Here is a 21,118-nt window from a genome sequence, read left to right on the forward strand (position 1 = left end):
TGCTGGATGCGCCAAGCGGCCAGACTCCATACGTGGCCCCGTTATTTCGAACGGCAGGAGCGGCCAGCAAGCCTGCACAACCATGTGTCAACGCGCCAGCGGGCTCCAAAACCAAACGACCGGCCCGCAGTGCTGCAAGCCGGCCGTCGAAAACATGTGAGCCGATTTTTTTTAGTGCCCGAGTGCCAGCACCACGTCGAATTCCTCCGGGGTGAGCGACATCACCGACAGCCGCGACTGACGCAGGAGTCCGATTTGCTGCAGGCGCGCATCGGCCTTGATGGCGGCCAACGGGACCGGGCGGGGCAGGCGCTGGTGCGGGGCCAGATCCACGGCTACCCAGGGGGAGCCGGCTTCGGCAGTACGGTCGGGAGCGGGGGCGCCCACCACCTGGGCCACGCCCACCACTTCTTTATCGGTCACGCTGTGGTACACCAGCACCAGGTCGCCGGGCTGCATGCGGGCTAGGCAGGCGCGGGCCTGGTGGTTGCGCACGCCGGTCCAGTCGGTGCGGCCGTCGCGCTCCAAATCGGCAAATGAGTAAGTGGAGGGTTCGGATTTAACGAGCCAAAAATTCATGCCGCAAGCTAGGCAGGGAATCAGCGTGATGCTACCGGCCGTGGGCTGGGCGATAGAGCCGCCAAGTGCCTCTTCGGCAAACGCGGCAGTCGAAACCTGGCCGCCGCGTTTGCCGAAAAGGCGCCTAGGCTGCGGCTACTAGTTGTTTTTCAATAAGATGTATACGCCTTTATCATTCACGCACAGCAGCGGCGCGTTGACATCAGCCTGCCGGGTTTCGCCGCCAGGCAGGCGGAACATGTTGCCCGTGATGGAAAAAGACGTGGAGCTGTGCACACAGTTGTTGATCTGCACATCTACCGACCAGTCGCGGTTGAAATGGTAACGGAACAAGTCGTTCGGGTAATCGGATACAAACGTGTTCTGTCCGTTGACCTCGCGGATGGTGGTGTGCTCCGGGGCTAGCATGAGGGTATCACCGTGGCGGATCTGTACCCAACTGCCGTGACCGGTCAATTTGGTGAAAGCGTCGTGGTCAAGTTGCGTATGGAGTAGGCTGGGCTCCACGTTTTCCTGCTTGCTACAGCCTGCCAGCAATGCAACTGCGGCTACGCATGTAATGATCCGATTCATAATCCAAAAATTTGGTGAAAGATGAATGAGGTCTTCTCATAGGTAAGATTCAATTTTCTTATGAGAAGTTGTACCAGTATAAAAAATATCTTTCCGCTACGAGGTCGGTGTAATGGCCGGCAATGGAGCAGAGCAAGCCTTTCCCCGTTCGGCACGGCAAGAATATACCGCAGAAGCTCATTGAGGTTGGGCTATATTGCCACGGAACCCTAAGTGGAGAAAGACAAAGCCAGCAACGGCCGGGCAAGGGTAGAGGCAGAAGAATTAAGTCAGTAAATTAATACTTGCTTGCACGTCTGAGAACTGAGAAATTGATGAGCTGCCTTTATTTCTATTTCCGGCGCACCTTCAGCAGGTTGTTGTCCAGTGAGACGATTTCCAGCAGGTAGGCCGGGTCCTGCTTGTCGTCGAGGGTGATGCGCAGGGTGTGCTCGTCCATCACCATCCACTGGCCCTTGCGGCCCTGCACGCCGTCGGTGGGGGCAATGTCGTACTGCGTGAACAGGCCGTTCTGGTCGAAGGCCATGCCGGTGCGGCCGCGCGAGGGCGGAAAGTTGTAGGTGTTGGGGCGGTATACCAGCACGTCGCCCTGGTCTTCTTCGTGGGCGTGCAGCCAGGTGCGGGTGAGCAGGTTCAGCTGCTGTTGCTGCACGCTGGTGGCGGTGTCGGGGCGGCAGGTGCTGGCGAGCAGCAGGACGCTGCAGACGGCGAAAAGCAAGGCGGGGAGTCGCATGGGCCCTAACATACGCAAGCGGCGCGGCTTCGGGCGGAAGTTGCCGCCCGGCGCCGGCGCCCGCGCCGCGTTTTGCGTAGTAGCTTTACCGCCCCAAACCCCCGATTTGCCTTGGACAACCGCGCCCTGATTCGTGCCTTCCGGCTGATGGCCCAGCTGCTGGAACTGCACGACGAAAACCCCTTCAAAGTGCGCGCCTACGAGGGCGCCGCCGCCGCCGTCGACCGCCTCGACTTCCCCCTGGCCGACCTCGCCCCGGCCGAATTCACCACCAAGGGCGGCCTCGGCAAAAGCGCCGCCCAGGCCGCGCAGGCGCTGCTGAGTACCGGCACCTTCCCCGAGCTGGCCCGCCTGCAGGAAGCCACTCCGCCCGGCGTGGTCGAAATGCTCGACATCAAGGGCATCGGCCCGAAGAAAATCCGGGCTTTGTGGCGGGAGCTGGGCCTGGAGTCGGTGGACGCGCTGCGTGAGGCGGCCGAGCAAAACCGCATCAGCGGGCTGAAGGGCTTCGGGGCCAAAACCCAGGACGCCATCTTGGCCGCGCTGGAATTCACCGCCCAGAGCAGGGGCAAGGTGCTTATCAACCAGGGCCAGGCGCTGGGCCGCCAGCTGGTAGAGCTGCTGCAAAACGGGCTGCGCATCGAGCAAGTGGCCGTGGCCGGCGAAGTGCGCCGCGGGTTGCCCGTGGTCGAAACCGTGCGCGTGGTGGTGGGCACCAATCAACCCTGGCAGGCCCACGAAATCCTGAACGGCATTGAGGGCCTCGCGGCCGACGACCTGACCTCGGGCCCGTTTGCCTGGCGCGGCACGGCCGCCCAGTCGGGCGCGCGCATCGACGTGCAGCTGAGCAAGCCGGAGGATTTTGCCGGCTGCCTGTTTCTGCAGACTGGATCCGAAGCCCACCTCACGGCCCCGCTGCCGGCCAAGGCGCCGGCGCCCACGCTGCGGCGGCTGGTGAAAAGCACCCGTTTTTTCACCGAGCAGGCCATCTACGAAACCGCCGGCCTGCAGTACGTGGAGCCCGAAATGCGCGAGGGCCAGGGCGAAATCGAGGAAGCGGCGGCCCACAAGCTGCCCGCCCTGCTCACCGACGCCGACCTGCGCGGCTCCCTGCACAACCACAGCACCTACTCCGACGGCGCCCATTCCCTGCGCCAGATGGCCGAGTTTCTGCGCGACAACGGCTACCAGTACCTCGGCATCTGCGACCATTCGCGGGCCGCGCACTACGCCGGTGGCCTGAGCATCGAGCGGGTGCGCGAGCAGCACCGCGAAATCGAGCAGCTCAATAAGGAGCTGGGCCCGTTCCGCATCTTCAAGGGCATTGAGTCCGACATCCTGGCCGACGGCTCGCTGGACTACCCCGACGAAGTGCTGGCCGAATTCGACTTCATCGTGGCCTCGGTGCACTCGGGGCTGAAAATGGACCAGGAGCGCGCCACCGAGCGGCTACTGCGGGCCATTCAGAACCCCTTTTGCACCATGCTGGGCCACCCCACCGGCCGCCTGCTCCTGCGCCGCGAAGGCTACCCCCTCGACTACGAAGCCGTCATCGATGCCTGCGCCGAGCACGGCGTGGCCATCGAAATCAACGCCAACCCCTGGCGCCTCGACCTCGACTGGCACTGGGTGCGCCGCTGCCTGGAAAAGGGCGTGCGCATGAGCATCAACCCCGACGCCCACCACACCGACGGCTACGCCGACATGCGCTACGGCGTGCTGCAGGGCCGCAAAGGCGGCCTGACGGCGGCCATGACCCTGAACGCGCTGCCCGTGGACGAGCTGGCTGAGTACTTCCGCCAGCGCCGCGAAAAAGCCGTGAAATTCGGCAGCCCGGCCCCGGCCAAGAAACCGGTGGACTACGGCCCGCTGTTCGGCTAACAGATATAGCAGACGGAGGAGGAAGGCCGTCACGACAATGCGACCAAAGCAGCCGGTCATGTCGAGCTTGTCGAGACATCTCGCTCGATAGTATTCTGCTCGTTGAACTGAGTTTACTGTACGGCATCAGCACGCGAGATGTCTCGACAAGCTCGACATGACGTTCTTCTTGCCTCGTCGCCCGACCTTTATTTCCGCATGAAAATCCTCGTCCTGCGCTTCTCTTCCATCGGCGACATCGTGCTGACCACGCCCGTGGTGCGGGCCTTGAAGCAGCAGGTGCCCGGCGCCGTGGTGCACTACTGCACCAAGCCCGGCTACCGCGGGCTGCTCGAGGCCAACCCCTACGTGGACCGGGTGCACACGCTCAGCGGCACCCTCAGCGAGCTAGTGAAGGAGCTGCGGGCCGAGCGGTTCGATTTCATCGTCGACCTGCACCACAACCTGCGCACCCTGCTTATCAAGCTGCGGCTGGGCGTGCCCGGCGCCTCGTTCGACAAGCTGAACTGGCGCAAGTGGCTGATGGTAAACTGGAAGTGGGACGTGCTGCCGCGCGTGCACATCGTGCAGCGCTACCTGCAGGCCGCCGCCCCTTTGGGCGTGCGCGACGATGGCCGCGGCCTCGACTACTTCATCCCGCCCGGACAGGAGGTGGACGTGGCCGCCGGGCTGCCGCCGGCGTTTCAGCGCGGCTACGTGGCCTTTGCCATCGGGGCGCAGCACGCCACCAAGCGCCTGCCGGTGGAGCGCATTATTGAGCTGTGCGCGCAGCTGCGGCGGCCCGTGGTGCTGCTCGGCGGCCCCGAGGACGAAAGCACCGGCCACGTGGTGGAGCTGCACTTCGAGCACGCCCCGGCCACGACCGAGCCGGCGGGCATCACGCCGGAAGGGTTGTCGCCCCGGGCGCACTACTTCGACAAGAACGCCCTGCCGGCTACCCAAACGCAGATTTACAACGCCTGCGGGCGGTTTTCGCTGCACCAGTCGGCTTCGCTGGTGCGGCAGGCCCAGTTGGTCATCAGCCACGACACCGGGCTGATGCACATTGCGGCGGCCTTCCGCAAGGAAATCTTCAGCGTGTGGGGCAATACCATTCCGGAGTTTGGCATGTACCCTTACCGCACCGAGTTCCGGGTGCTGGAGGTGCCGGGGCTGGACTGCCGGCCCTGCTCGAAAATCGGCTACGACAAGTGCCCGCAGGGGCACTTCCGCTGCATGCGCGACATCCGTTTCGACCTGGACCTGCCGCCCTGGCGCGACGCGCGCTAGGGCAGGAGGGGCTACAGAATGGTGGCGTAGCGGGCCTCCACGCGCGCCAGCACGGCGCAGTCGCAGGTGCCGTCGTGCTGACCCAGAAACTGCCGCAGCGGCTCGAAGCGCAGCCCCTGTGCCGCGGCAAAGCAGCGGGTGTGGCCCAGGGAATGGTCGCAGCCCTGCATGGCCAGGCGCGGGGCCAGGTAGCCAAACAACTCGGCCAGCTGCTCGGTGGTCAAGGGCAGATTGGTCAACAGGGCAGCGCGCTGCTGCAACAGGAACGGGGCAGGCTGCGGGCGGCGGGCCGGATCGGTAACGGTAAGCATAGGCAGGCGAAGTTGGTGTGGTATCAAGATAGGCAACATAGGCGTAACAGCCCAGCTTGGCCGGGGCTGGCCGCAGAACTTTCGGCCGGGATACCGCCGTAGCTGGGCAATTGCTACCTTTTGGGCGTCAACTTTTTCTGACTGTCGCCGCCCATGGAAACCCCTAACCCCACTGCCGAGCCGCACACCGTCGTGGTGCGCGTCGGCGCCGAAGCCCTGCTGGCCGACGTGCAGGCCGGCCGCCACACCTTCGTCCTCGACGAGCCCGAAAACGTGGGCGGGCAGGACCGCGGCCCCACGCCCTACGATTTGCTGCTCTCGGCCCTGGGCGCCTGCACCGCCATTACCCTGCGCCTCTACGCCACCCAGAAAAAGTGGCCGCTCCAGGGCATCGAAGTGCGCCTGCGCCACCGCCGCGTGCACGTAGTCGATTGCGAAGCCTGCGAATCCGGCGACGCCCGCATGGACGAAATCCACAAGGAGCTGCGCCTGATTGGGGAACTGAGCGAGGAGCAGCGCCAGCGTCTGGAGCAGATTTCGCAGAAGTGCCCGGTGCAGAAAACCCTGCTGGCCGGGGTGCGCATCAATACCACCCTGCTGCCCGCCGAATCCACTTTTTCCGCCTGATTTCCAGCCCAGCCAATGTTATGGAACCCAAACTCTGCGCCCACCTCGCCGCCCTCGACCACGTTACGCCCGCCAGCACCCACGCCTGCGCCGAGTGCCTGGCCCTGGGCGACACCTGGGTACACCTGCGCGTGTGTCAGCAGTGCGGCCACGTCGGCTGCTGCGACGACTCCAAGAACAAGCACGCCACCAAGCACTACCACGCCACCCAGCACCCCGTCGTGGCCTCCGCCGAGCCCGGGGAGCGGTGGCTCTGGTGCTTCGTCGACCAGTCGTTTGCGGAGTATTGAGCGGTATAGCACCAGTCATGCTGAGCGCAGTCGAAGCATCTCTACCGCTTCGTTGAGCTCGATTCAGGTCGTCATTCCAAGCGAAGTCGAGGAATATCGCGTGCTGATGGCAGGTAGTGACTTTACTATCTGGCGAAGCGGTAGAGATGCTTCGACTCCGCTCAGCATGACGTTCTGATATGGTCGTTCTACAAACCATCAACAAAAAAAGGCCCGCCGGATAGTCCGGCGGGCCTTTTTAGTCTATGCGGGATGATTACCCCAGCTGCTGGAATCCGCAGTAGCGGTGCAGCACTTCCGGCAGCTTGATGGTGCCATCGGCCTGCTGGTTGTTTTCCAGCAGCGCGGCCACGATGCGCGGCAGGGCCAGGGCCGAGCCGTTGAGCGTGTGCAGCAGCTGGGTTTTGTTGTTTTCGTCGCGGTAGCGCAGCTTCAGGCGGTTGGCCTGGTAGGTCTCGAAGTTCGAGGCCGAGCTGACTTCCAGCCAGCGCTGCTGGGCGGCCGACCACACTTCCAGATCGAAGGTCAGGGCCGAGGTGAAGCCCATGTCGCCGCCGCAGAGGCGCAGCACGCGGTAGGGGAGGTTTAGCTGTTGCAGCAGGCCCTCGATGTGGGCCACCATGCCGTCGAGGGCCGCGTAGCTGTCCTCGGGCCGGGCAATCTGCACGATTTCCACCTTGTCGAACTGGTGCAGGCGGTTCAGGCCCCGCACGTGGGCACCCCAGCTGCCGGCTTCGCGGCGGAAGCAGGGCGTGTAGCCGGTGTTGCGGATGGGCAGGCGTTCGGCCGGGATGATTTCGTCGCGGTAGAGGTTGGTGATGGGCACCTCGGCGGTCGGAATCAGGTACAGGTCGTCGGCGGTGGCGTGGTACATCTGGCCCTCCTTGTCGGGCAGCTGGCCGGTGCCGTAGCCCGAGGCCTCGTTGATGAGGATGGGCGGCTGAATTTCGGTGTAGCCCGCGTCAAGGGCCTGCTCCAGGAAGAAGTTGATGAGCGCGCGCTGCAGGCGGGCGCCCTGGCCCTTGTACACGGGGAAGCCCGCGCCGGTAATCTTGTTGCCTAGCTCAAAATCGATGATATCGAGCTTCTTGATCAGCTCCCAGTGCGGCTGGGCGTCGGCGGGCAGCTCGGGCTTCGCGCCCCATTCGCGCACCACCTCGTTTTCCTCCGGCGTACGGCCGTTGGGCACGCTCTCGTGCGGCACGTTGGGGATGCGGTAGAGGGCGTCCTGCAGGTCTTTTTCCACCTGCGTCAGCTCCTCGGCGGCGGCTTTGGTCTGGCCTTTCAGCTCGGCGGTGCGGGCTTTCAGGGTTTCGGCGCCGGCTTTGTCGCCGCTTTTCATCAGCCCCCCGATCTGCTGAGCGAGCTTGTTGGCTTCGGCCTGGGCCGAGTCGTGCTCGGTTTGCAGTTGGCGGCGGCGCTGGTCGAGGCCCAGGATGCGCTGCACCTCGGCGTCGGCGTTGGGAAAATTCCTTTTCGCTAAGCCGGCCAGCACGCGGTCGGTTTGCTCCTTCAGAACGGAAACTTGCAGCATAACGCAGTCAAAACACAATGAGTCGGCGGCAAAAGTAGCGGTTTTCGCTTGGGTCGGCCCGCAGTGGCTGCGCATCGCCGAATAGCGTTATTTCACTCGGAAAGCTTGGTTTAGGTCGTTTGGCTGCCTCCGCAGGCCATTCCACTGCCGACGGATGGCAGCTCGTTCGGCCTTGTTAATCAGCCTGCTAAGCCCGGCTGAACTTTACCCGGCGGCCCGGAGTTGAATTTCTGCCAGTCGCTCAGAAAAATCCTGCATCCTGTTGGGGCATTTGGGCGTATTGCGTAACATTGCAGAAGCAAGCCGGCGCCAGCTGCCGGGCCGCTCCTGTCTGGGAGCCGCGCCCCGAACCCGCTTTGCTGTTGTTCCGGCGCCCGCAAACTCCCGCTGTTTCCTGCCACATCTGCCCGCGCGTTGGCGCTGCTGTTCCGTTGGGTTGTGTGCCGTGGCAATTCGTGTCAGCTAGTTCCGCGGCCGTTGCCGGGCTTCTCCACCCCGATTTTCCCTCTCCCCGTACCGTTATATGTACACTATTGACGAGCTCAAGGACCGGTTGTTGTCCGAGCTGAAGGAAATTGCCGAATCCCTGAACGTGGGCAATTTCCGCCGCCTGAGCAAACAGGACCTGATTTATAAGATTCTGGATCAACAGGCCGTAACGCCCCTCGACAAACTGCCCGCCAAACTGGCCACCGACGGCGAGCCGGCCTCCGCTGCTACCGCCGCCCCGCCCGCCGCCGCTCCGGCAGCCCCCGCCCGCCCCGAGCGCCGCGGCCGCAACGGCGTGCAATCGGCCGCCAAAGCCTCGGCCGCCGAAGTAGCCGCCCCCGAAGTGCCCGCCGCCGCAGAACCTGCGCCCGCAGCAGCGCCGGTAGAAGCCGTGGCCCCGGCCGAAGCGGCTGCTCCCGCCGCCAATGGCCGCGCTCCGCGTGGTGCCCAGCGCCCCGCCCGTGGCGGCCGCAGCGCCGCACCCGCTGAAGCCTCGGTGGCTCCGGCGGCACCCGTTGCCCCCGCCGAAGTGCCTGCTGCTGAAGCGCCCGCCGCTCCTGTTGCCCCGGAAGCCCCCGCTGCCCGCCCCGCCGAAGAAGCCCCCCGCGAAAACCGCCCCGTGCGCTTCGTGGTGCCGCAGCCCGGCCGCGAGCCGCGCGAAATCCGTCCGGCCGACTACCGCCGCGACGCCCCGCGTACCGACCGCAACCGCGCCCCCGAGGCTGCCCCGGTAGCGCCCCAGGTGCCGCCCGCTGCCGTCCGGCCGGCTGGGCCGGAGCAGCCCCAGGCTCCGCGCATTATCATTCCGCAGCCGCCCCGCACCGAGGAGCGGGAGCCGCGTGACCTGCGCCGCGACGAACCCCGCCGCCGCGACGAGCCGCGCCGCGACGAAGTGCGCCGTGAGGAGCCTCGTCGGGAGGAAGGGCGTCGGGAAGAGCCCCGCCGGGAGGAAATCCGTCGTGACGAAGTGCGGCCGGAAGAGCCGCGCCGCGAGGACGGTGGCCGCCGGGAAGAGCCGCGTCGGGAAGAAGGCCGCCGCGACGAGCTGCGCCGCGACGAAAACCGCCGCGAAGACCGGTTCAACCGCGAAGGCCGCCAGCCGCAGCTGCGGCAGGGTGAGCAAGTCCCGGGCCAGCCGCAACCGCAGCGCCAGCCGCAGCCGCCCCGCCTCGAATCCCTGGAAATTGCTATTACCAGCGAAGGCGCCCTGGAAATGATGCCCGACGGGGGCTACGGCTTCCTCCGCTCGCCCTACTACAACTACCTCGCCTCGCCCGACGACGTGTACGTGTCGCCGCAGCAGGTGAAGCAGTACTCCCTCAAGGCCGGCGACACGGTGAAGTGCCAGGTGCGCCCGCCCAAGGAAGGCGAAAAGTACTACGTGCTGCTGTCGGTGGAAAGCATCAACGGCCGCTCGGTGGAAGACGTGCGGGACCGGATTTCCTTCTCGCACCTCACCCCGCTCTTCGCCGATGAGCGCCTGAAGCTGACCACCACGCCCTCGCAGCTCAGCACCCGTATTCTGGACCTGTTTGCCCCCATCGGCAAGGGCCAGCGCGGCCTGATCGTGGCCCAGCCCAAGACGGGTAAGACGGTGCTGCTGCAGGAAATTGCCAACTCCATCGCCGAAAACCACCCCGAGGTGTACCTGATGATTCTGCTCATCGACGAACGCCCCGAGGAAGTAACCGAGATGCAGCGCACGGTGAAAGCCGAAGTGCTCAGCTCGACCTTCGACGAAACGGCCGACCGCCACGTGAAAATTGCCGGCATGGCGCTGGACAAGGCCAAGCGCCTCGTGGAGTGCGGCCACGACGTGGTCATCCTGCTCGACTCCATCACCCGCCTGGCCCGCGCCTACAACACGGTGCAGCCCTCGTCGAGCCGCATCCTCTCGGGCGGTATCGACGCCGGGGCGCTCCAGAAGCCCAAGCGCTTCTTCGGCGCGGCCCGCAACGTGGAGAATGGCGGCTCGCTCACCATCATTGCCACCGCGCTGATTGACACCGGCTCGAAGATGGACGAGGTTATCTTCGAAGAGTTCAAGGGCACCGGCAACATGGAGCTGCAGCTCGACCGGAAGCTGGCCAACAAGCGCATCTTCCCGGCCATCGACGTGCCGGCTTCGGGCACGCGCCGCGAAGACCTGCTGATGGGCAAGGACGAGCTGAACCGCGTGTGGGTACTGCGCAAGTTCATGTCGGATATGTCGGCCACCGAGGCCATGGAGTTCCTCAAGGACCGCATGAAGGGCACCAAGGACAACCTGGAGTTCCTCGTGTCGATGAACGGCTAAGCCCCCGGGTAATGCCTACCAAAAAGCCCGCTTCCGGTACCGGAAGCGGGCTTTTTTCGTGGTTGTAGAAGCTGGTCTTCGCTTACTGCTGCATCAGGCGCTGCGTGAGCTTGCCGGCGGGCGTGGCGAGGCGGTACACGTACACCCCGGCGGGCATGGCCGGCAGGGCGACGAGGCTGTTAGCGGTGCTCAGCTGCTGGCTGAAGACGACGCGGCCCACCATATCGAGCACCTGCAGTTGCCCGCCGACACTCTGCGGCGCCACCACCCGCACCTGCTGCGGCGTGCTGGTTGCCTGCAGCCAATCGGTGCCGCTCAGGGCCAGCGGCTGCACCGGAATAATGGCCGAAATGGCCACCGTACCGTCGTAATCCACCTGCTTGAGACGGTAATAAGCCAGCTGCGCAAGCGGGGCGTCATCGGTGATGGAGTAGGAGCGGAGGGAAGTGGAGTTGCCGGCGCCGTTGACTTCCTGCAAGCGGACGAACTCCGCGCCGTCGGCCGCGCGCTCCACGATAAAGGTCGCGTTGTTCTTTTCCGAGGCCGTAAGCCAAGTCAGGGCCAGGACCCGGCCGTTTTGCCGCCAGGCGCTGTAGAAGCTGTGCAGCGTGATGGGCAGCACCCGGCTGACGCAGTTCGGGTCGTTGCTGGTGCCCGAGGCCGCGGGGCCGGTGGGGGTGGTGCAGCCAGCCGCCGCGAGACCTTGCACGCAGACGGTGAGCGTGGGGTTGCCCGAGCCGTCGGTGGTGAAATACGAGTTGACGGTGTTGTTGCTGCCGTAAATGTTGCCCTGCACGCGCAGCCCATTGCCCGCCGACATACCGCTGCCGCTGATCTGCGTGCCGCCCGACGAGCCTGTCAGATCCAGGTTGCCCTGCACGTTGAGGCGCCCGTTAATGGTCAGGTCCGTATTGTTGCTCAGCGCGGCATTACATTCCGTATTGACAATGCCGTTGGTCTGGATAATGGCATCCACCTTGTTGATGACCAGGCTATTGACCGAAACGATGCCGCCGCCGGCTACATCCAGGCCGATGTCAGACTGCTGGTTGCTTTGAATAGTGAGGGTATAGTTTTGCCCGGTTGGCTCGGATAACGAGCCGGCATCGGCCACGCCCAGGGCCGTGCGGCCCACGATGAGCTTGCCCGAAGTGCCGCCCGAAGTGCTGCCCACCGCCAAGTTACCCGTCAGCGTAACGTCGTGAATGACGTAGAGGTAAAAGTCGGTGCCTGAGGTGGGGGTGGTAGCACAGCTGCCTGGGCCGCTCACCTTTCGGATGTTGGCCGCCGATATCGGCCCATTGGCGGTGGTTTCGTACACGCATTGCTGACTGGTCTGCGCGACGGCCGGAGCTAGGCTTACTCCCACGCCCAGTGCGGCGCCGACGAAAGAGGGCAGTAAAAGCTTTTTCATGTTGCAAAGGATTGGTTGTAGAAAGGGCAGGGCCGTTCCCGGCGTCGGCTGCACAATAGCAGGAGACGGGATACTGTGTAACAATAATATTACTTTATTATTATAAAATATACCTTTATCATTATTTCATTTCAAATAAGCGGGTTGATACCGATGACGGCAGCCAATAGCGGGCAGACTCAAAAGCCGTATGCAACGAACTTCTAAGCCAACAATGCGGCTGCAACTGTACCTTCGGGCATGACTCCCGTTGATTCGCTTCCCTTGCAGCTGCTGTATATTTTCGACCCGCTGTGCGGCTGGTGCTACGGTACCAGCCCGGTGGTTCAGCGCCTGGCCGACGAGTTTGCCGGCCGCGTATCGGTCACGGTGCTCAGCGGCGGCATGATTACCGGCGACGAAACCGGCCCGATCCGGCAGATGTGGCCCTACATTCAGCAGGCCTCGCAGCAGGTGGCTCAAGTTACGGGCGTTGAGTTTGGCGAAGCGTTTCGGCAACTGGGCGCAGCGGGCGAGTACCACCTTGACTCGGAGCCGCCGAGCCGGGCGCTGATGGTGTTCAAGCAACTCGACCCGCTGGAGCGCGAAGCCGCCTTTGCCCACGCCCTGCAGCGTGCGCACTTCGTCGATGGCCAGGATTTGAACGACCCCAGCACGTATGCCGGACTGGCCAAGGAATTCAGCCTGGACCCCGCCGAGTTTCTGCGCTGGTGGCACAACGACGCCAGCCGGCAGGCTACCCAGCACGAATTCGGGGTGGTGCAGCGCCTCGGCGTGCAGGGCTACCCGACACTCGTACTGGCCCACGGCAGCCAGGGCTACGTGCTGGCGCGCGGCTACCAGCCCTACGAGCAGATGAAGGAAGGACTGGAGCAGCTATTGCAGATGATTTCAGCCGAAGCGACCCAGTAGCAAACTGGCGAGCTACTGCGCGCAAGTGGGCGGCTAGCTACCGAAGCTGCCCACGCGCACCACCTGCTTTTTCAGCGGCGACCAGGCAATGCGGCGCCGGTCTTCCTTGCCCACCAGGTACTGAAAGCCCACGGTGCCGCTGCGGCGGCGCAAATCGTCCCAGGTGGCGCGGTCGGCGGTGCCGGGCTGGTAGGTGGCGCGCGGGTCGATGGCGGGCGTGTGGAAGTTTTTGGCGGCGAAGAACTCGTCCATGCGGCGGCGCACGTAGGCTTCCCGCTCCTGGCGGGTGGCGCTAGGCTTGGTCATTTCATACACCATGGCGGCTTCCAGATCGGCCGAGCTGAGGGCCTCGCGGAAAATCACCGTGCCATCGGCGGCGGTGATGGTGAAAGTGGCTTCGCTGCTGAGCAGGGAGTCGCCGCGCAGCACCAGCTGGAAAAGGTCGGGCGCGGAGGGCGAGGAAAACAGGTGGCGCGTGCGCACCGTCTTTAGGGTATCCGACTGCGCATCGGCCACGGAGGCGGCGGTGGTGTCCATAGGCTCCGGCGCGGGCGCGTCCGATACCGTGGTGGTGTCGGGGCCGGCGGCCGTAGGGGCACCGATGGAGCGGTCGGAGGAGGGCGTGGAGCAGGCAGCCAGCGCGGCCAGGGTCAGCAGGGCAGGGGAGAAGCGGCGGATCAGCATAAGGCGGTTTTACGCGCTTGGGCGGCGGGGTGTTGGCCCGCTGCTGCTGATTGCCTACACCGGCAGGCCGCGCTGCTGCAGGATAAACATCAGAATAAAGGCCGCGCTCAGGCATAGGGATGATACCTGGTTCATGCGCATGGTATGGCGGAAGTCAGCTGCGGCCGGGTCGTGCCAGGCCTGCCAGGCCCAGCGCGCGAACAGCCCGACGACCGGCAGCGTGGCCACCGCGAAAACGGCCAGAAACGGCAGCTCGCCCCGGCGCAGGTAGGCGTAGCCGAGCACCAGCGCCCCGGTGAGCAGGCCCAGCCCGGCAAACACGAAGGTGCCGCGCACGCCCAGAAGCAGGCTCAACGTCTGGTCGCCGCGCTGCCGGTCTTCTTGGTGCTGATACACTTGCGTGAGCGGGTAAGAGCCACACAGAAACAAACTGCTGACGGTGGCCAGCAGCAGGTTGTCGGCCGAGCCGATTTCGGCCCGCGTGGCGCCCGCGCCCACCTGCGTCATCAAAAAGGTAAACGCGCCCTGAAACACGACCACCACCAGCGTGCTGACGAGCGGGTACTTCTTGAGCCGGATCCGGTCGTAGCTGTAGGCTTTCGACACGAGCAGATACACCATCAGCAGCCCGGCAAAGGCCGGCGAAATCAGCAGGGCGCCGAGCACGGCCAGCCCGTCGAAGAGCACCACTAGGCGCCACAGCTCCGGCGTGACCTGCGGGGGCCGCTCCAGCCCGCCGATGCTGCCCTCGTCACGGTCGAACCAGGAGTTGTAGCCGTTGGAGGCGGGGTAGGCCAGCAGGTGCAGCACCACAAACACGGCCACCGCCCGCCCCGAGGAAAACGGCCCGCGCAGGGCGCTCAGCGCAAACCAGTACACCGGCATCAGGTACACCGAAAAGGGGATGCGCAGCAGCGGCAGCGCCTTTTTATAATTGGCAATGATCAACTGAGAAGAAGGCGTAGCCAATGAGCAATGAGGAATGAAGGGTGAATGGATTCAGCTTAGCGGCAAGTTGACGAAGCCGCCGACGTGGCCACGCTTGTCGGGGCAAGAAACCGATTCGGACCCGCTTTGCCGGTGATTGAGCCAGAATGATTGAATGAGCGTTTCAGAACGGCGGTTTAACCACTCAATCATTCGCTCCGTCAATTACTCAGTCATTGGCAGTTGGCCAGCCGACGAGGTAGGTGACTTCCGGGCCCCAGGCGTGGCGTACGCGGCCGGCCTGCCAGTGGTAGCGGCCCTCCGGGTCGGCGCGGCCGGCCAAGGCCAGCAGCTGCTCGGGCGGGTACATGCGCAGAATGCTCACCATGCCGTCCCAGATTGTAAACAGCGGAATCAGCGGGACGAGGTAGGTGAAAAACAAGCGGCTCAGGCTGAACGGCCGCACGAAGGGCATGATGCACAGCAGCGCCACCGGCATGACGGTGCAGGCCAGCAGCAGTTCCAGCCAGTGCTTGCCCGCGCCCTCGAACACGCCCACGCCGGTGCCCGCCCGCACCGCGTCGCGCAGCAGCGCTTCGGCGGGCGCGGGCCGGAAGTGGTGAAAGGCCGAAAACACCGCCCGAAAGCCCGGCAGCGCGGCCGGCACCTGCAGGGCATTCACCGCGGCGGGCTCGTAGCCAATAGCGCCGCCGGTTTGCTGCTCGATGTGGCGCCAGGCGGCGGGCTGGGGGTAAAGGTCGGTGAGGGTGATGCGGGCCTGGGTCAGACCTTCGGCGTGCAGGGCCTGCAGCACGTCCTCGGTGCCGCCGCCGCCACCCGCGCACAGCTCCAGCACCTGCGTCTGGCCGGTGCGGCGCAGGCCCTCGGCCAGCAGCGGCGCAATGGGCCGGTAGGTGTGCAGGTGCGTTATCATGAAGCGCAGGTAGTCCATCATGCCGGCGCGCACGGGCGCCGGAAACCACGGCTGGTCTTCAAACTCGAACAGGTGCAGGCGCAGCTTCATGGCGGGTGGGAGTGGGAGGGGCGGGCAAGCTACAATTTCGCCGGATTAGCGGCCGAATTCAAGGCATTGCGAACCGGCGGCGCAGCCGCGTCAAAAGTTTTTTCGCCGGCAGCTTGTATTATAGCGCTATTCTGTGAAGCTTTGCAATACAAAGTGCTCTGTATATGAAGCCAGCCGTCGACCCCTTAGCCCAGCTTGCCGAAATCCGCACCATCATGGAGCGCTCCTCGCGGTTCATTTCCCTGAGCGGCTTGTCGGGGGTAGGGGCGGGGGTGGTGGCCCTGGCCGGGGCCGCCTTCGGGCACTGGTACCTGCACACGCAGTTCCGCAGCGACGACGTGGCCGCCAACCCGTATGCTGCCACGCCCTACGGCAGCACATTTGGGGATTCGTCGGGCTTCGTGCGGCTGATGGAAGGCTCGGCCGAGGCCCGCATGGCGACGCTGCCGTTTCTGCTGGGGCTGGCGCTGGGCATCATCGTGCTGGCGGGGCTGGTGGCGGTGTATTTCACCCGGCGCCGCTCGCGCAGCGCGGGCCGCTCCCTGTGGGACCCGGTGGTGCGCCGCCTGTTCTGGAGCATGGCCGTGCCACTGGTGGCGGGCGGGCTGTTCTGCCTGCGGCTGTACGTGCACGGCGCGGCCGGGCTGGTGGTGCCCGCCATGCTGATTTTCTACGGTCTGGCCCTGCTCAACGCCAGCAAGTATACCCTCGACGAAATCAAGCTGCTCGGCATCACCGAAATCGGGGTGGGGCTTGTGGCCATGCTGTTTCCCGACTGGGCCTTTGCCTTCTTCGCCGTCGGTTTCGGGCTCTGCCACATCGGCTACGGGCTGCTGATGTACAACCGCTACGAGCGGCAGCGCCGCGCCGATCCGGTGGCGTAAGCGCGCCGCGGTGCTACCTTCGCCGCCACGTCCGCGTTTCCCGTTTCCTCTTTTAGATTCAGCGCGCCGCCCGCCGGCCGCGTTCCAGCTCCGTGAAGCACGCCATCCATCAGCTTAACAAGGCCTTCGACCACCGCGTGCGGTTGGGCGTGATGGCCGTGCTCATGGCCAACGAGGAGGTGAGCTTTGGCGACCTGAAGGAAACCCTGGACCTCACGGACGGCAACCTCGCCAGCCACGCCGCCGCGCTGGAAAAAGCCGGCTACGTGCAGGTCAACAAGCAATTCATCGGCAAGAAGCCCAATACCACCTTCACCGCCACCAAGGAAGGCCGCCAGGCTTTCCAGGACCACCTCGATACCCTGGAAAAGCTGCTCCGCCGCGACGGGTAAATTTTTTTGCAGATAAACTTTGAACCACAAAGTTCTTTTGGAATGAGTATTCTGCGCTACGAGACATCACCCGCCTGCTTCCGCCAGCGTACCACGCTGTCCGCGACTACGGCCTTGAGTCGGCTCATTGGCGTTCTGAGCGGGACTACCATTTGCTGGATGATATGGCTAGTGGTCATCGGTAGCACATCCAGTTCCAGACTGGCGACGCTGCTCATGGGTGGGCTGGTGGTGCTGCCGGTAGCAGGAGCAGTGTTGCTGCTAGGGCTCGTCAGCTGGCCTTTAGCTCTCCGACTGCGCTATTGCTTCAGCATTAAATCATTCGTGGTGTTGCTGTTAAGTGCTTTAGGACAAGCATTATTGGGGTTGTATGCACTGGCGGTCTGGCAGATGCTGACTGAGCCGACTGCTGGGGATTTTCATTTCTAAAGCGAGCTTAAGCCCAAGAAGCACGTCTCCACCTCTCTCTTTTTGTTGATAAGCTTTGAAATACAAAGTTCTTTTGATATGAACGCACTCCCCCTTTTCACCCCCACTAACACCGCCCGGGCCGAAGCCGCACCCTACGCCGGACCGGTGTGGCGCCCGGTGCGCCTGGTACTCACCGCTACCCAGAAATGGCTGCTGCCGCTGGGCGTGCTGGCCTTCGACGTGCTGTTCTGGCAGCAGGGCCTGGGGCTGAACCTGGCCATCTACACCCTGCTGGCCGTGCTGGCCCTGCTGGCCGGGCAGCCCCGCGCCGCCTGGCGCTCCGGCTACTTCCGCCTCGTGCTGCTGGGCGCGCTGGTGAGCTGCGGGGCGGTAGCCTGGTACGGCTCGGCCACGGCGGCGCTGGCCTGCACGGGCTCCTTGCTGATGCTCTGGGGCTACGCCAACCAGCCCCCGCTCAAGCAGGCGGCGCTGGCTCTGCTCACCGGCCTGGGCGCCGCGGCGCAGGTGGTGACGGGCCTGCCCGCGCTGCTGCTGCGCGCCCTGCCCAGCCGCGACACCAAGGCGGGCCGCGCCGGCTGGTACGTGCGCCTGCTGCTGGTGCCGGTGCTCATCCTGGGCGTGTTCCATATGCTGTTCGTGCTGGCCAACCCGCGCTACAGCCAGCTGGTCGGGCGGGCCTGGCAGGCGCTGGGCGAGTGGCTGGGCCGGTTTTTTGAGCTGCTCTCGCTGGGGCACCTGCTGTTTCTGGTGCTGGGGCTGATGGTGACGGCCGCCGCCCTGCTGCGGGTGCCGCTGCCGGGCCTGGCGCAGTGGGAGGCCCGCTTCGGCGAGCTGGTGCGCCGCCGCCGCGACGGGGTGGCGTCCTTCAGCGTGCCGCGCCCCGATTTCCGGCGCCGCGACTTCCGCACGGCCGATCTGCGCAAGGAGTATCTGGCCGCGCTGGCCGTATTCGGACTGGTGAACCTGCTGCTGCTGGCCGTCAACGCCATTGACATCAGCTGGATCTGGATTGACTTCCGGCCCGAGCCGGGCTTCGACCTGGCGCAGTTCGTGCACGAGGGCACCTACGTACTCATCTTCAGCATTCTGCTGGCCATGGGCATCGTGCTCTGGTTTTTCCGCCGCAACCTGAACTTCTACCAGCCCGGCCTGCCCGTGCTGCGCTGGGGCGCCACGGTGTGGGTGCTGCAAAACGCGGTGCTGGCCGTGTCGGTGGGCGTGCGCAACTACCACTACATCTCGCGCATGGGCCTGGCCTACAAGCGCATCGGGGTGTGCTTTTTCCTGCTGCTGACCTTGTTCGGGCTCCTGACCATCCTGCTCAAGATCTGGCAGCGCCGCTCGGCCTTCGCGCTGGTGCGCCTCAACAGCGTGGCCGCCTACCTGGTGCTGCTGGCGCTGGCCGTGGGCAACTGGGAAGTCTGGATCGTGCGCTACAACCTCACGGTGGGCTTCCCGCAGGTCGACTACGGCTTCCTGCTCGACATGCCCGGCCGGGTGCTGCCCGCACTGGTGAAGCACCGCGCCATCCTGAACCGCACCAAGCACATCACCCGCGACGCCGGCGGCTTCTACAGCCTCTACGAGGAGGTGAGCCCGGCCGTGGCCCAGCGCATGCTCGACGAGCGGGTGCGCCGCTGGCAGCAGCGCTACCAGGCCCAGGCCAGCTGGCAGGACTGGAACTACATGGACTGGCGGGCTCATCAGCAGCTGCCGGCCGCAGACAAAGCCCCATCCACGCACTAAACCGCTACGCCCATGAATTCTCAACCTACTTTCCCGACGGCGCACCGCCCTTGGCTGCGGCGCAGCCTGGGCCTGCTGCTCAGTGCAGGCCTGATCGGGCTGATGCTCCGCTTCGTCGATGACTTCCCCGAAGACATGCAGCGCACGGTCTTCTTCCTGGGCCTGTTTGCGGCCAACGCCCTGCTGTACCTGCTGGTCACGCGCCGGGGCGGTGCCACGCCCGGCGCCGGCCAGGCCGCGCAGACGCTGCTGGTGGCGCTGGCCGTGCTGATTCACGTGCTCAGCGGGCTGGTGGTGCTGCTCGTCAGCGTGTTCATCTGGCTGGGTATCAACCCGCATTAAGCCGGCGCATCATGGCTGATATTCTGTCAACCACCCCGCCCGCTTCGCTGCCGCAGTGGCTGCGCGGCAGCCTAGCCCGCGCGGGCCTCGGCCTGGGGCTCATCGGCTTCATCTGGTACCTCAGCAGTCTGGCCCTGGAGCTGGAGTCGGGCGACCATGCGGTGTTTGGGTTCCTGTTGCTGCTGCTAGTGCTGGCTCACGCGGCCACGACGCGGCTGCTGGTCCGGCAGGTCGGCGCCTTCCTGGAGCTGGACGACGAAGCCCCCGACAGTCCCTGGCTGCTCCGGCTGGCTGCCTCGGCGTGGTGGGTGCTGCTCCTGCTGCTCAGCGGCGCCCTGATTTTGAGCGACGTGGCTTTGCTGCTGTTTGCGCTGGCGTGGCTGTTTCCGGAGCCCAACTACGGCCCCTCCTGGACCATGCTGATGGTGGACGTCGGTAGTGGCGCTTTGGTCTGAGGCCGAATGCCTGCCCACGTGTTGCCGGCCGCCGGTTGCTCCGCCGCATTTCATCTGCTGCATACCGCCGTCACCACCTTAACTTATGACTCGTCCCGCCTTGACCAACAAACCGACCGCGCTGCGGCAGTGGCTACTGCGGAGCCTGCTTTGGACGGCGCTGGGCCTCGGTCTAATCGTGGGAGCTTGGAAGGTCTGGGACCCGTTTTTGGCTGACAGCAGCCAGGCCGTCGGATTGCGCTGGTTTGGGCTGCTGCTGACGCACCTCGGCACGACGATGCTGCTGGGGCAGCAGGCCAACTCCTTACTCCCGCTGTACGATGAAGCGGCGCCGCACAGCCCCTGGCACCTGAAGCTGGCTACGCAGATCTGGGGCGTGCTGCTGCAGCTGCTGACCTGGGCCGGACTGCTGATTGTCTTCGCCCTGCTGCTGGGCTGCCTGCTGGTAGCCACCAGCCACCAAGGTCACCAGCCCTGGCTTTTCTCCCTGATTTCCACCACCTGATTTCCCGCCGCCTAGCCGCGGCCCTACTGCCATGACCTTTGCCAACTGGACTGCCTATTTCCGCACCAATCACGCCCACCTCGCCGACCTGAGCTGGGACGACTCCTACCGCCTCACCCAGCGCGAAAAGCGCGCCGCCGGCCGCTCGCTGCAGCACTTCCAGCGCTTTGAAACCGGGGAGGGCCAGCACCTGCGCCGCCGGGCCGAGGACCTGCACGACCCGGACTACGCGGCCGCCATCGGCGGGCTCATCAGCGAGGAAACCGACCACTCCATTGCGCTGGGGCAGTTTCTGGATGCGCAGGGTTTGCCGCGCCTGGGCCGCAGCTGGGTCAACGACGCTTTCCGCTGGCTGCGCCGCTGGGGCGGCCTCGAAACCACCGTGCGGGTGCTGCTCACGGCCGAAGTGGTGGGCACGGTGTACTTCCGCGCCCTCTACCACGCCACCTACTCCGGCCTGCTGCAGCAGCTGTGCCTGCGCATCATCCGCGACGAGCAGATGCACGTCAATTTCCAGGCCTACACCCTCACGCAGCTGCGCCCGCGCCGCAACGCCTTCAGCTGGGGGCTGCGGCAGCTGCTGCACGGCGGCCTCACGGCGGGTACTGCCCTGGTGGTGTGGCTGTGCTTCAACCGCACCCTCTGGGCCGGCGGCATGGGTCCGGTGGGCTTTTTCGCCGCCGTGGCCGAGGAGTGGGACCGGGCCTGCAGCCTGCTGCGCCAGCCGGGCCGCATCGAAATCCGTGACCCGCAGCCGGCCACCCGCCGCGGCACTACCGGGTCGACCCACTTAGCTGTCAGCTTCTGAGCCGCCCGTCT

The 21,118-nt window shown here is 65.1% G+C and carries 23 protein-coding genes; 14 read left to right on the forward strand and 9 right to left on the reverse strand.

Annotated elements, in window-relative coordinates; all coding sequences use genetic code 11:
• Positions 1–171 precede the first annotated feature (171 nt).
• From FDY95_RS12880 to FDY95_RS12890, 3 genes are all read right to left on the reverse strand, one after another.
• A complete protein-coding gene (locus FDY95_RS12880) occupies positions 172–579 on the reverse strand; it encodes an EVE domain-containing protein (protein WP_138078176.1) in 408 nt (135 codons plus the stop codon).
• A gap of 138 nt (positions 580–717) precedes the next feature.
• On the reverse strand, positions 718–1,152 hold the full coding sequence (locus FDY95_RS12885; RefSeq protein WP_138078177.1) for a hypothetical protein: 435 nt from the start codon (positions 1,150–1,152) through the stop codon (positions 718–720).
• 331 nt (positions 1,153–1,483) lie between these two features.
• Positions 1,484–1,870 (reverse strand): hypothetical protein, encoded by a 387-nt coding sequence (locus FDY95_RS12890; RefSeq protein ID WP_246074023.1) that lies wholly within the window; start codon positions 1,868–1,870, stop codon positions 1,484–1,486.
• Positions 1,871–1,996: 126 nt separating this feature from the next.
• On the opposite strand from FDY95_RS12890, the gene polX reads away from it, so the two are divergent.
• Both polX and FDY95_RS12900 read left to right on the forward strand, forming a co-directional pair.
• Entirely contained in the window at positions 1,997–3,766 is a 1,770-nt protein-coding gene (gene polX / locus FDY95_RS12895) for a DNA polymerase/3'-5' exonuclease PolX (RefSeq protein WP_138078179.1), read from the forward strand.
• Positions 3,767–3,964: 198 nt separating this feature from the next.
• Positions 3,965–5,035, forward strand: coding sequence for a glycosyltransferase family 9 protein (locus tag FDY95_RS12900; RefSeq protein ID WP_138078180.1), 1,071 nt, complete (start codon positions 3,965–3,967; stop codon positions 5,033–5,035).
• An 11-nt stretch (positions 5,036–5,046) separates the two neighbouring features.
• On the opposite strand, the gene FDY95_RS12905 is transcribed toward FDY95_RS12900, so the two are convergent.
• Complete coding sequence (locus FDY95_RS12905) at positions 5,047–5,346, reverse strand: DUF2695 domain-containing protein (RefSeq protein WP_138078181.1); 300 nt, start codon at positions 5,344–5,346, stop codon at positions 5,047–5,049.
• 153 nt (positions 5,347–5,499) lie between these two features.
• Between FDY95_RS12905 and FDY95_RS12910 the strand changes: the two genes are divergently transcribed.
• Both FDY95_RS12910 and FDY95_RS12915 read left to right on the forward strand, forming a co-directional pair.
• On the forward strand, positions 5,500–5,973 hold the full coding sequence (locus tag FDY95_RS12910; RefSeq protein WP_138078182.1) for an OsmC family protein: 474 nt from the start codon (positions 5,500–5,502) through the stop codon (positions 5,971–5,973).
• 20 nt (positions 5,974–5,993) lie between these two features.
• Positions 5,994–6,263, forward strand: coding sequence for a UBP-type zinc finger domain-containing protein (locus tag FDY95_RS12915; RefSeq protein WP_138078183.1), 270 nt, complete (start codon positions 5,994–5,996; stop codon positions 6,261–6,263).
• Between the two features lie 256 nt (positions 6,264–6,519).
• Here FDY95_RS12915 and serS read toward each other — a convergent pair whose 3' ends face one another.
• A complete protein-coding gene (serS, locus tag FDY95_RS12920; protein ID WP_138078184.1) occupies positions 6,520–7,797 on the reverse strand; it encodes a serine--tRNA ligase in 1,278 nt (425 codons plus the stop codon).
• Positions 7,798–8,320: 523 nt separating this feature from the next.
• On the opposite strand from serS, the gene rho reads away from it, so the two are divergent.
• Entirely contained in the window at positions 8,321–10,582 is a 2,262-nt protein-coding gene (gene rho, locus FDY95_RS12925; RefSeq protein ID WP_138078185.1) for a transcription termination factor Rho, read from the forward strand.
• A gap of 82 nt (positions 10,583–10,664) precedes the next feature.
• Here rho and FDY95_RS12930 read toward each other — a convergent pair whose 3' ends face one another.
• Positions 10,665–11,996, reverse strand: coding sequence for a T9SS type A sorting domain-containing protein (locus FDY95_RS12930; RefSeq protein ID WP_138078186.1), 1,332 nt, complete (start codon positions 11,994–11,996; stop codon positions 10,665–10,667).
• Positions 11,997–12,236: 240 nt separating this feature from the next.
• Here FDY95_RS12930 and FDY95_RS12935 point away from each other — a divergent pair, with 240 nt between their 5' ends.
• Entirely contained in the window at positions 12,237–12,908 is a 672-nt protein-coding gene (locus FDY95_RS12935; protein ID WP_138078187.1) for a DsbA family protein, read from the forward strand.
• Positions 12,909–12,941: 33 nt separating this feature from the next.
• Here the strand turns inward: FDY95_RS12935 and FDY95_RS12940 are convergent, their stop codons facing one another.
• From FDY95_RS12940 to FDY95_RS12950, 3 genes are all read right to left on the reverse strand, one after another.
• A complete protein-coding gene (locus FDY95_RS12940) occupies positions 12,942–13,592 on the reverse strand; it encodes a hypothetical protein (RefSeq protein WP_138078188.1) in 651 nt (216 codons plus the stop codon).
• Between the two features lie 54 nt (positions 13,593–13,646).
• Complete coding sequence (locus tag FDY95_RS12945) at positions 13,647–14,561, reverse strand: UbiA family prenyltransferase (RefSeq protein WP_246074024.1); 915 nt, start codon at positions 14,559–14,561, stop codon at positions 13,647–13,649.
• A gap of 187 nt (positions 14,562–14,748) precedes the next feature.
• Positions 14,749–15,543 carry a class I SAM-dependent methyltransferase gene (locus FDY95_RS12950; RefSeq protein ID WP_138078190.1) on the reverse strand — a complete coding sequence of 265 codons (795 nt, stop codon included), beginning with the start codon at positions 15,541–15,543 and terminating at the stop codon, positions 14,749–14,751.
• A gap of 164 nt (positions 15,544–15,707) precedes the next feature.
• On the opposite strand from FDY95_RS12950, the gene FDY95_RS12955 reads away from it, so the two are divergent.
• The 8 genes from FDY95_RS12955 (at position 15,708) to FDY95_RS12990 (ending at position 21,107) form a co-directional block, all read left to right on the forward strand.
• Positions 15,708–16,427: a hypothetical protein gene (locus tag FDY95_RS12955; RefSeq protein WP_138078191.1), complete on the forward strand. Its 720-nt coding sequence runs from the start codon at positions 15,708–15,710 to the stop codon at positions 16,425–16,427.
• A 92-nt stretch (positions 16,428–16,519) separates the two neighbouring features.
• Positions 16,520–16,819 carry a winged helix-turn-helix domain-containing protein gene (locus FDY95_RS12960; protein ID WP_126693283.1) on the forward strand — a complete coding sequence of 100 codons (300 nt, stop codon included), beginning with the start codon at positions 16,520–16,522 and terminating at the stop codon, positions 16,817–16,819.
• Positions 16,820–16,861: 42 nt separating this feature from the next.
• A complete protein-coding gene (locus FDY95_RS12965; protein ID WP_138078192.1) occupies positions 16,862–17,248 on the forward strand; it encodes a hypothetical protein in 387 nt (128 codons plus the stop codon).
• Between the two features lie 78 nt (positions 17,249–17,326).
• Positions 17,327–18,997, forward strand: coding sequence for a DUF4153 domain-containing protein (locus tag FDY95_RS12970; protein WP_138078193.1), 1,671 nt, complete (start codon positions 17,327–17,329; stop codon positions 18,995–18,997).
• A gap of 12 nt (positions 18,998–19,009) precedes the next feature.
• The gene (locus FDY95_RS12975; protein WP_138078194.1) at positions 19,010–19,339 is read left to right on the forward strand and encodes a hypothetical protein; all 330 of its coding nucleotides are present in this window, start codon (positions 19,010–19,012) and stop codon (positions 19,337–19,339) included.
• A gap of 11 nt (positions 19,340–19,350) precedes the next feature.
• Positions 19,351–19,794: a hypothetical protein gene (locus FDY95_RS12980; protein ID WP_138078195.1), complete on the forward strand. Its 444-nt coding sequence runs from the start codon at positions 19,351–19,353 to the stop codon at positions 19,792–19,794.
• 85 nt (positions 19,795–19,879) lie between these two features.
• Complete coding sequence (locus FDY95_RS12985; RefSeq protein WP_138078196.1) at positions 19,880–20,299, forward strand: hypothetical protein; 420 nt, start codon at positions 19,880–19,882, stop codon at positions 20,297–20,299.
• Between the two features lie 31 nt (positions 20,300–20,330).
• Entirely contained in the window at positions 20,331–21,107 is a 777-nt protein-coding gene (locus FDY95_RS12990) for a hypothetical protein (RefSeq protein ID WP_138078197.1), read from the forward strand.
• The last annotated feature ends 11 nt before the right edge of the window (positions 21,108–21,118 follow it).

It is taken from the genome of Hymenobacter jeollabukensis (genome assembly GCF_005771675.1).
Classification (GTDB): Bacteria; Bacteroidota; Bacteroidia; order Cytophagales; family Hymenobacteraceae; genus Solirubrum; species Solirubrum jeollabukense.

Excerpts from the sequence above, each read along its gene's own strand:
- FDY95_RS12985 (WP_138078196.1), top strand. The coding sequence starts at position 19,880 with ATGACTCGTCCCGCCTTGACCAACAAACCGACCGCGCTGCGGCAGTGG.
- FDY95_RS12905 (WP_138078181.1), bottom strand. The coding sequence starts at position 5,346 with ATGCTTACCGTTACCGATCCGGCCCGCCGCCCGCAGCCTGCCCCGTTC.
- FDY95_RS12975 (WP_138078194.1), top strand. The coding sequence starts at position 19,010 with ATGAATTCTCAACCTACTTTCCCGACGGCGCACCGCCCTTGGCTGCGG.
- FDY95_RS12955 (WP_138078191.1), top strand. The coding sequence starts at position 15,708 with ATGAAGCCAGCCGTCGACCCCTTAGCCCAGCTTGCCGAAATCCGCACC.
- FDY95_RS12935 (WP_138078187.1), top strand. The coding sequence starts at position 12,237 with ATGACTCCCGTTGATTCGCTTCCCTTGCAGCTGCTGTATATTTTCGAC.
- serS (WP_138078184.1), bottom strand. The coding sequence starts at position 7,797 with ATGCTGCAAGTTTCCGTTCTGAAGGAGCAAACCGACCGCGTGCTGGCC.
- FDY95_RS12900 (WP_138078180.1), top strand. The coding sequence starts at position 3,965 with ATGAAAATCCTCGTCCTGCGCTTCTCTTCCATCGGCGACATCGTGCTG.
- FDY95_RS12970 (WP_138078193.1), top strand. The coding sequence starts at position 17,327 with ATGAACGCACTCCCCCTTTTCACCCCCACTAACACCGCCCGGGCCGAA.
- FDY95_RS12940 (WP_138078188.1), bottom strand. The coding sequence starts at position 13,592 with ATGCTGATCCGCCGCTTCTCCCCTGCCCTGCTGACCCTGGCCGCGCTG.
- FDY95_RS12930 (WP_138078186.1), bottom strand. The coding sequence starts at position 11,996 with ATGAAAAAGCTTTTACTGCCCTCTTTCGTCGGCGCCGCACTGGGCGTG.
- rho (WP_138078185.1), top strand. The coding sequence starts at position 8,321 with ATGTACACTATTGACGAGCTCAAGGACCGGTTGTTGTCCGAGCTGAAG.
- FDY95_RS12980 (WP_138078195.1), top strand. The coding sequence starts at position 19,351 with ATGGCTGATATTCTGTCAACCACCCCGCCCGCTTCGCTGCCGCAGTGG.
- FDY95_RS12910 (WP_138078182.1), top strand. The coding sequence starts at position 5,500 with ATGGAAACCCCTAACCCCACTGCCGAGCCGCACACCGTCGTGGTGCGC.
- FDY95_RS12885 (WP_138078177.1), bottom strand. The coding sequence starts at position 1,152 with ATGAATCGGATCATTACATGCGTAGCCGCAGTTGCATTGCTGGCAGGC.
- FDY95_RS12965 (WP_138078192.1), top strand. The coding sequence starts at position 16,862 with ATGAGTATTCTGCGCTACGAGACATCACCCGCCTGCTTCCGCCAGCGT.
- FDY95_RS12915 (WP_138078183.1), top strand. The coding sequence starts at position 5,994 with ATGGAACCCAAACTCTGCGCCCACCTCGCCGCCCTCGACCACGTTACG.
- FDY95_RS12880 (WP_138078176.1), bottom strand. The coding sequence starts at position 579 with ATGAATTTTTGGCTCGTTAAATCCGAACCCTCCACTTACTCATTTGCC.
- FDY95_RS12990 (WP_138078197.1), top strand. The coding sequence starts at position 20,331 with ATGACCTTTGCCAACTGGACTGCCTATTTCCGCACCAATCACGCCCAC.
- FDY95_RS12950 (WP_138078190.1), bottom strand. The coding sequence starts at position 15,543 with ATGAAGCTGCGCCTGCACCTGTTCGAGTTTGAAGACCAGCCGTGGTTT.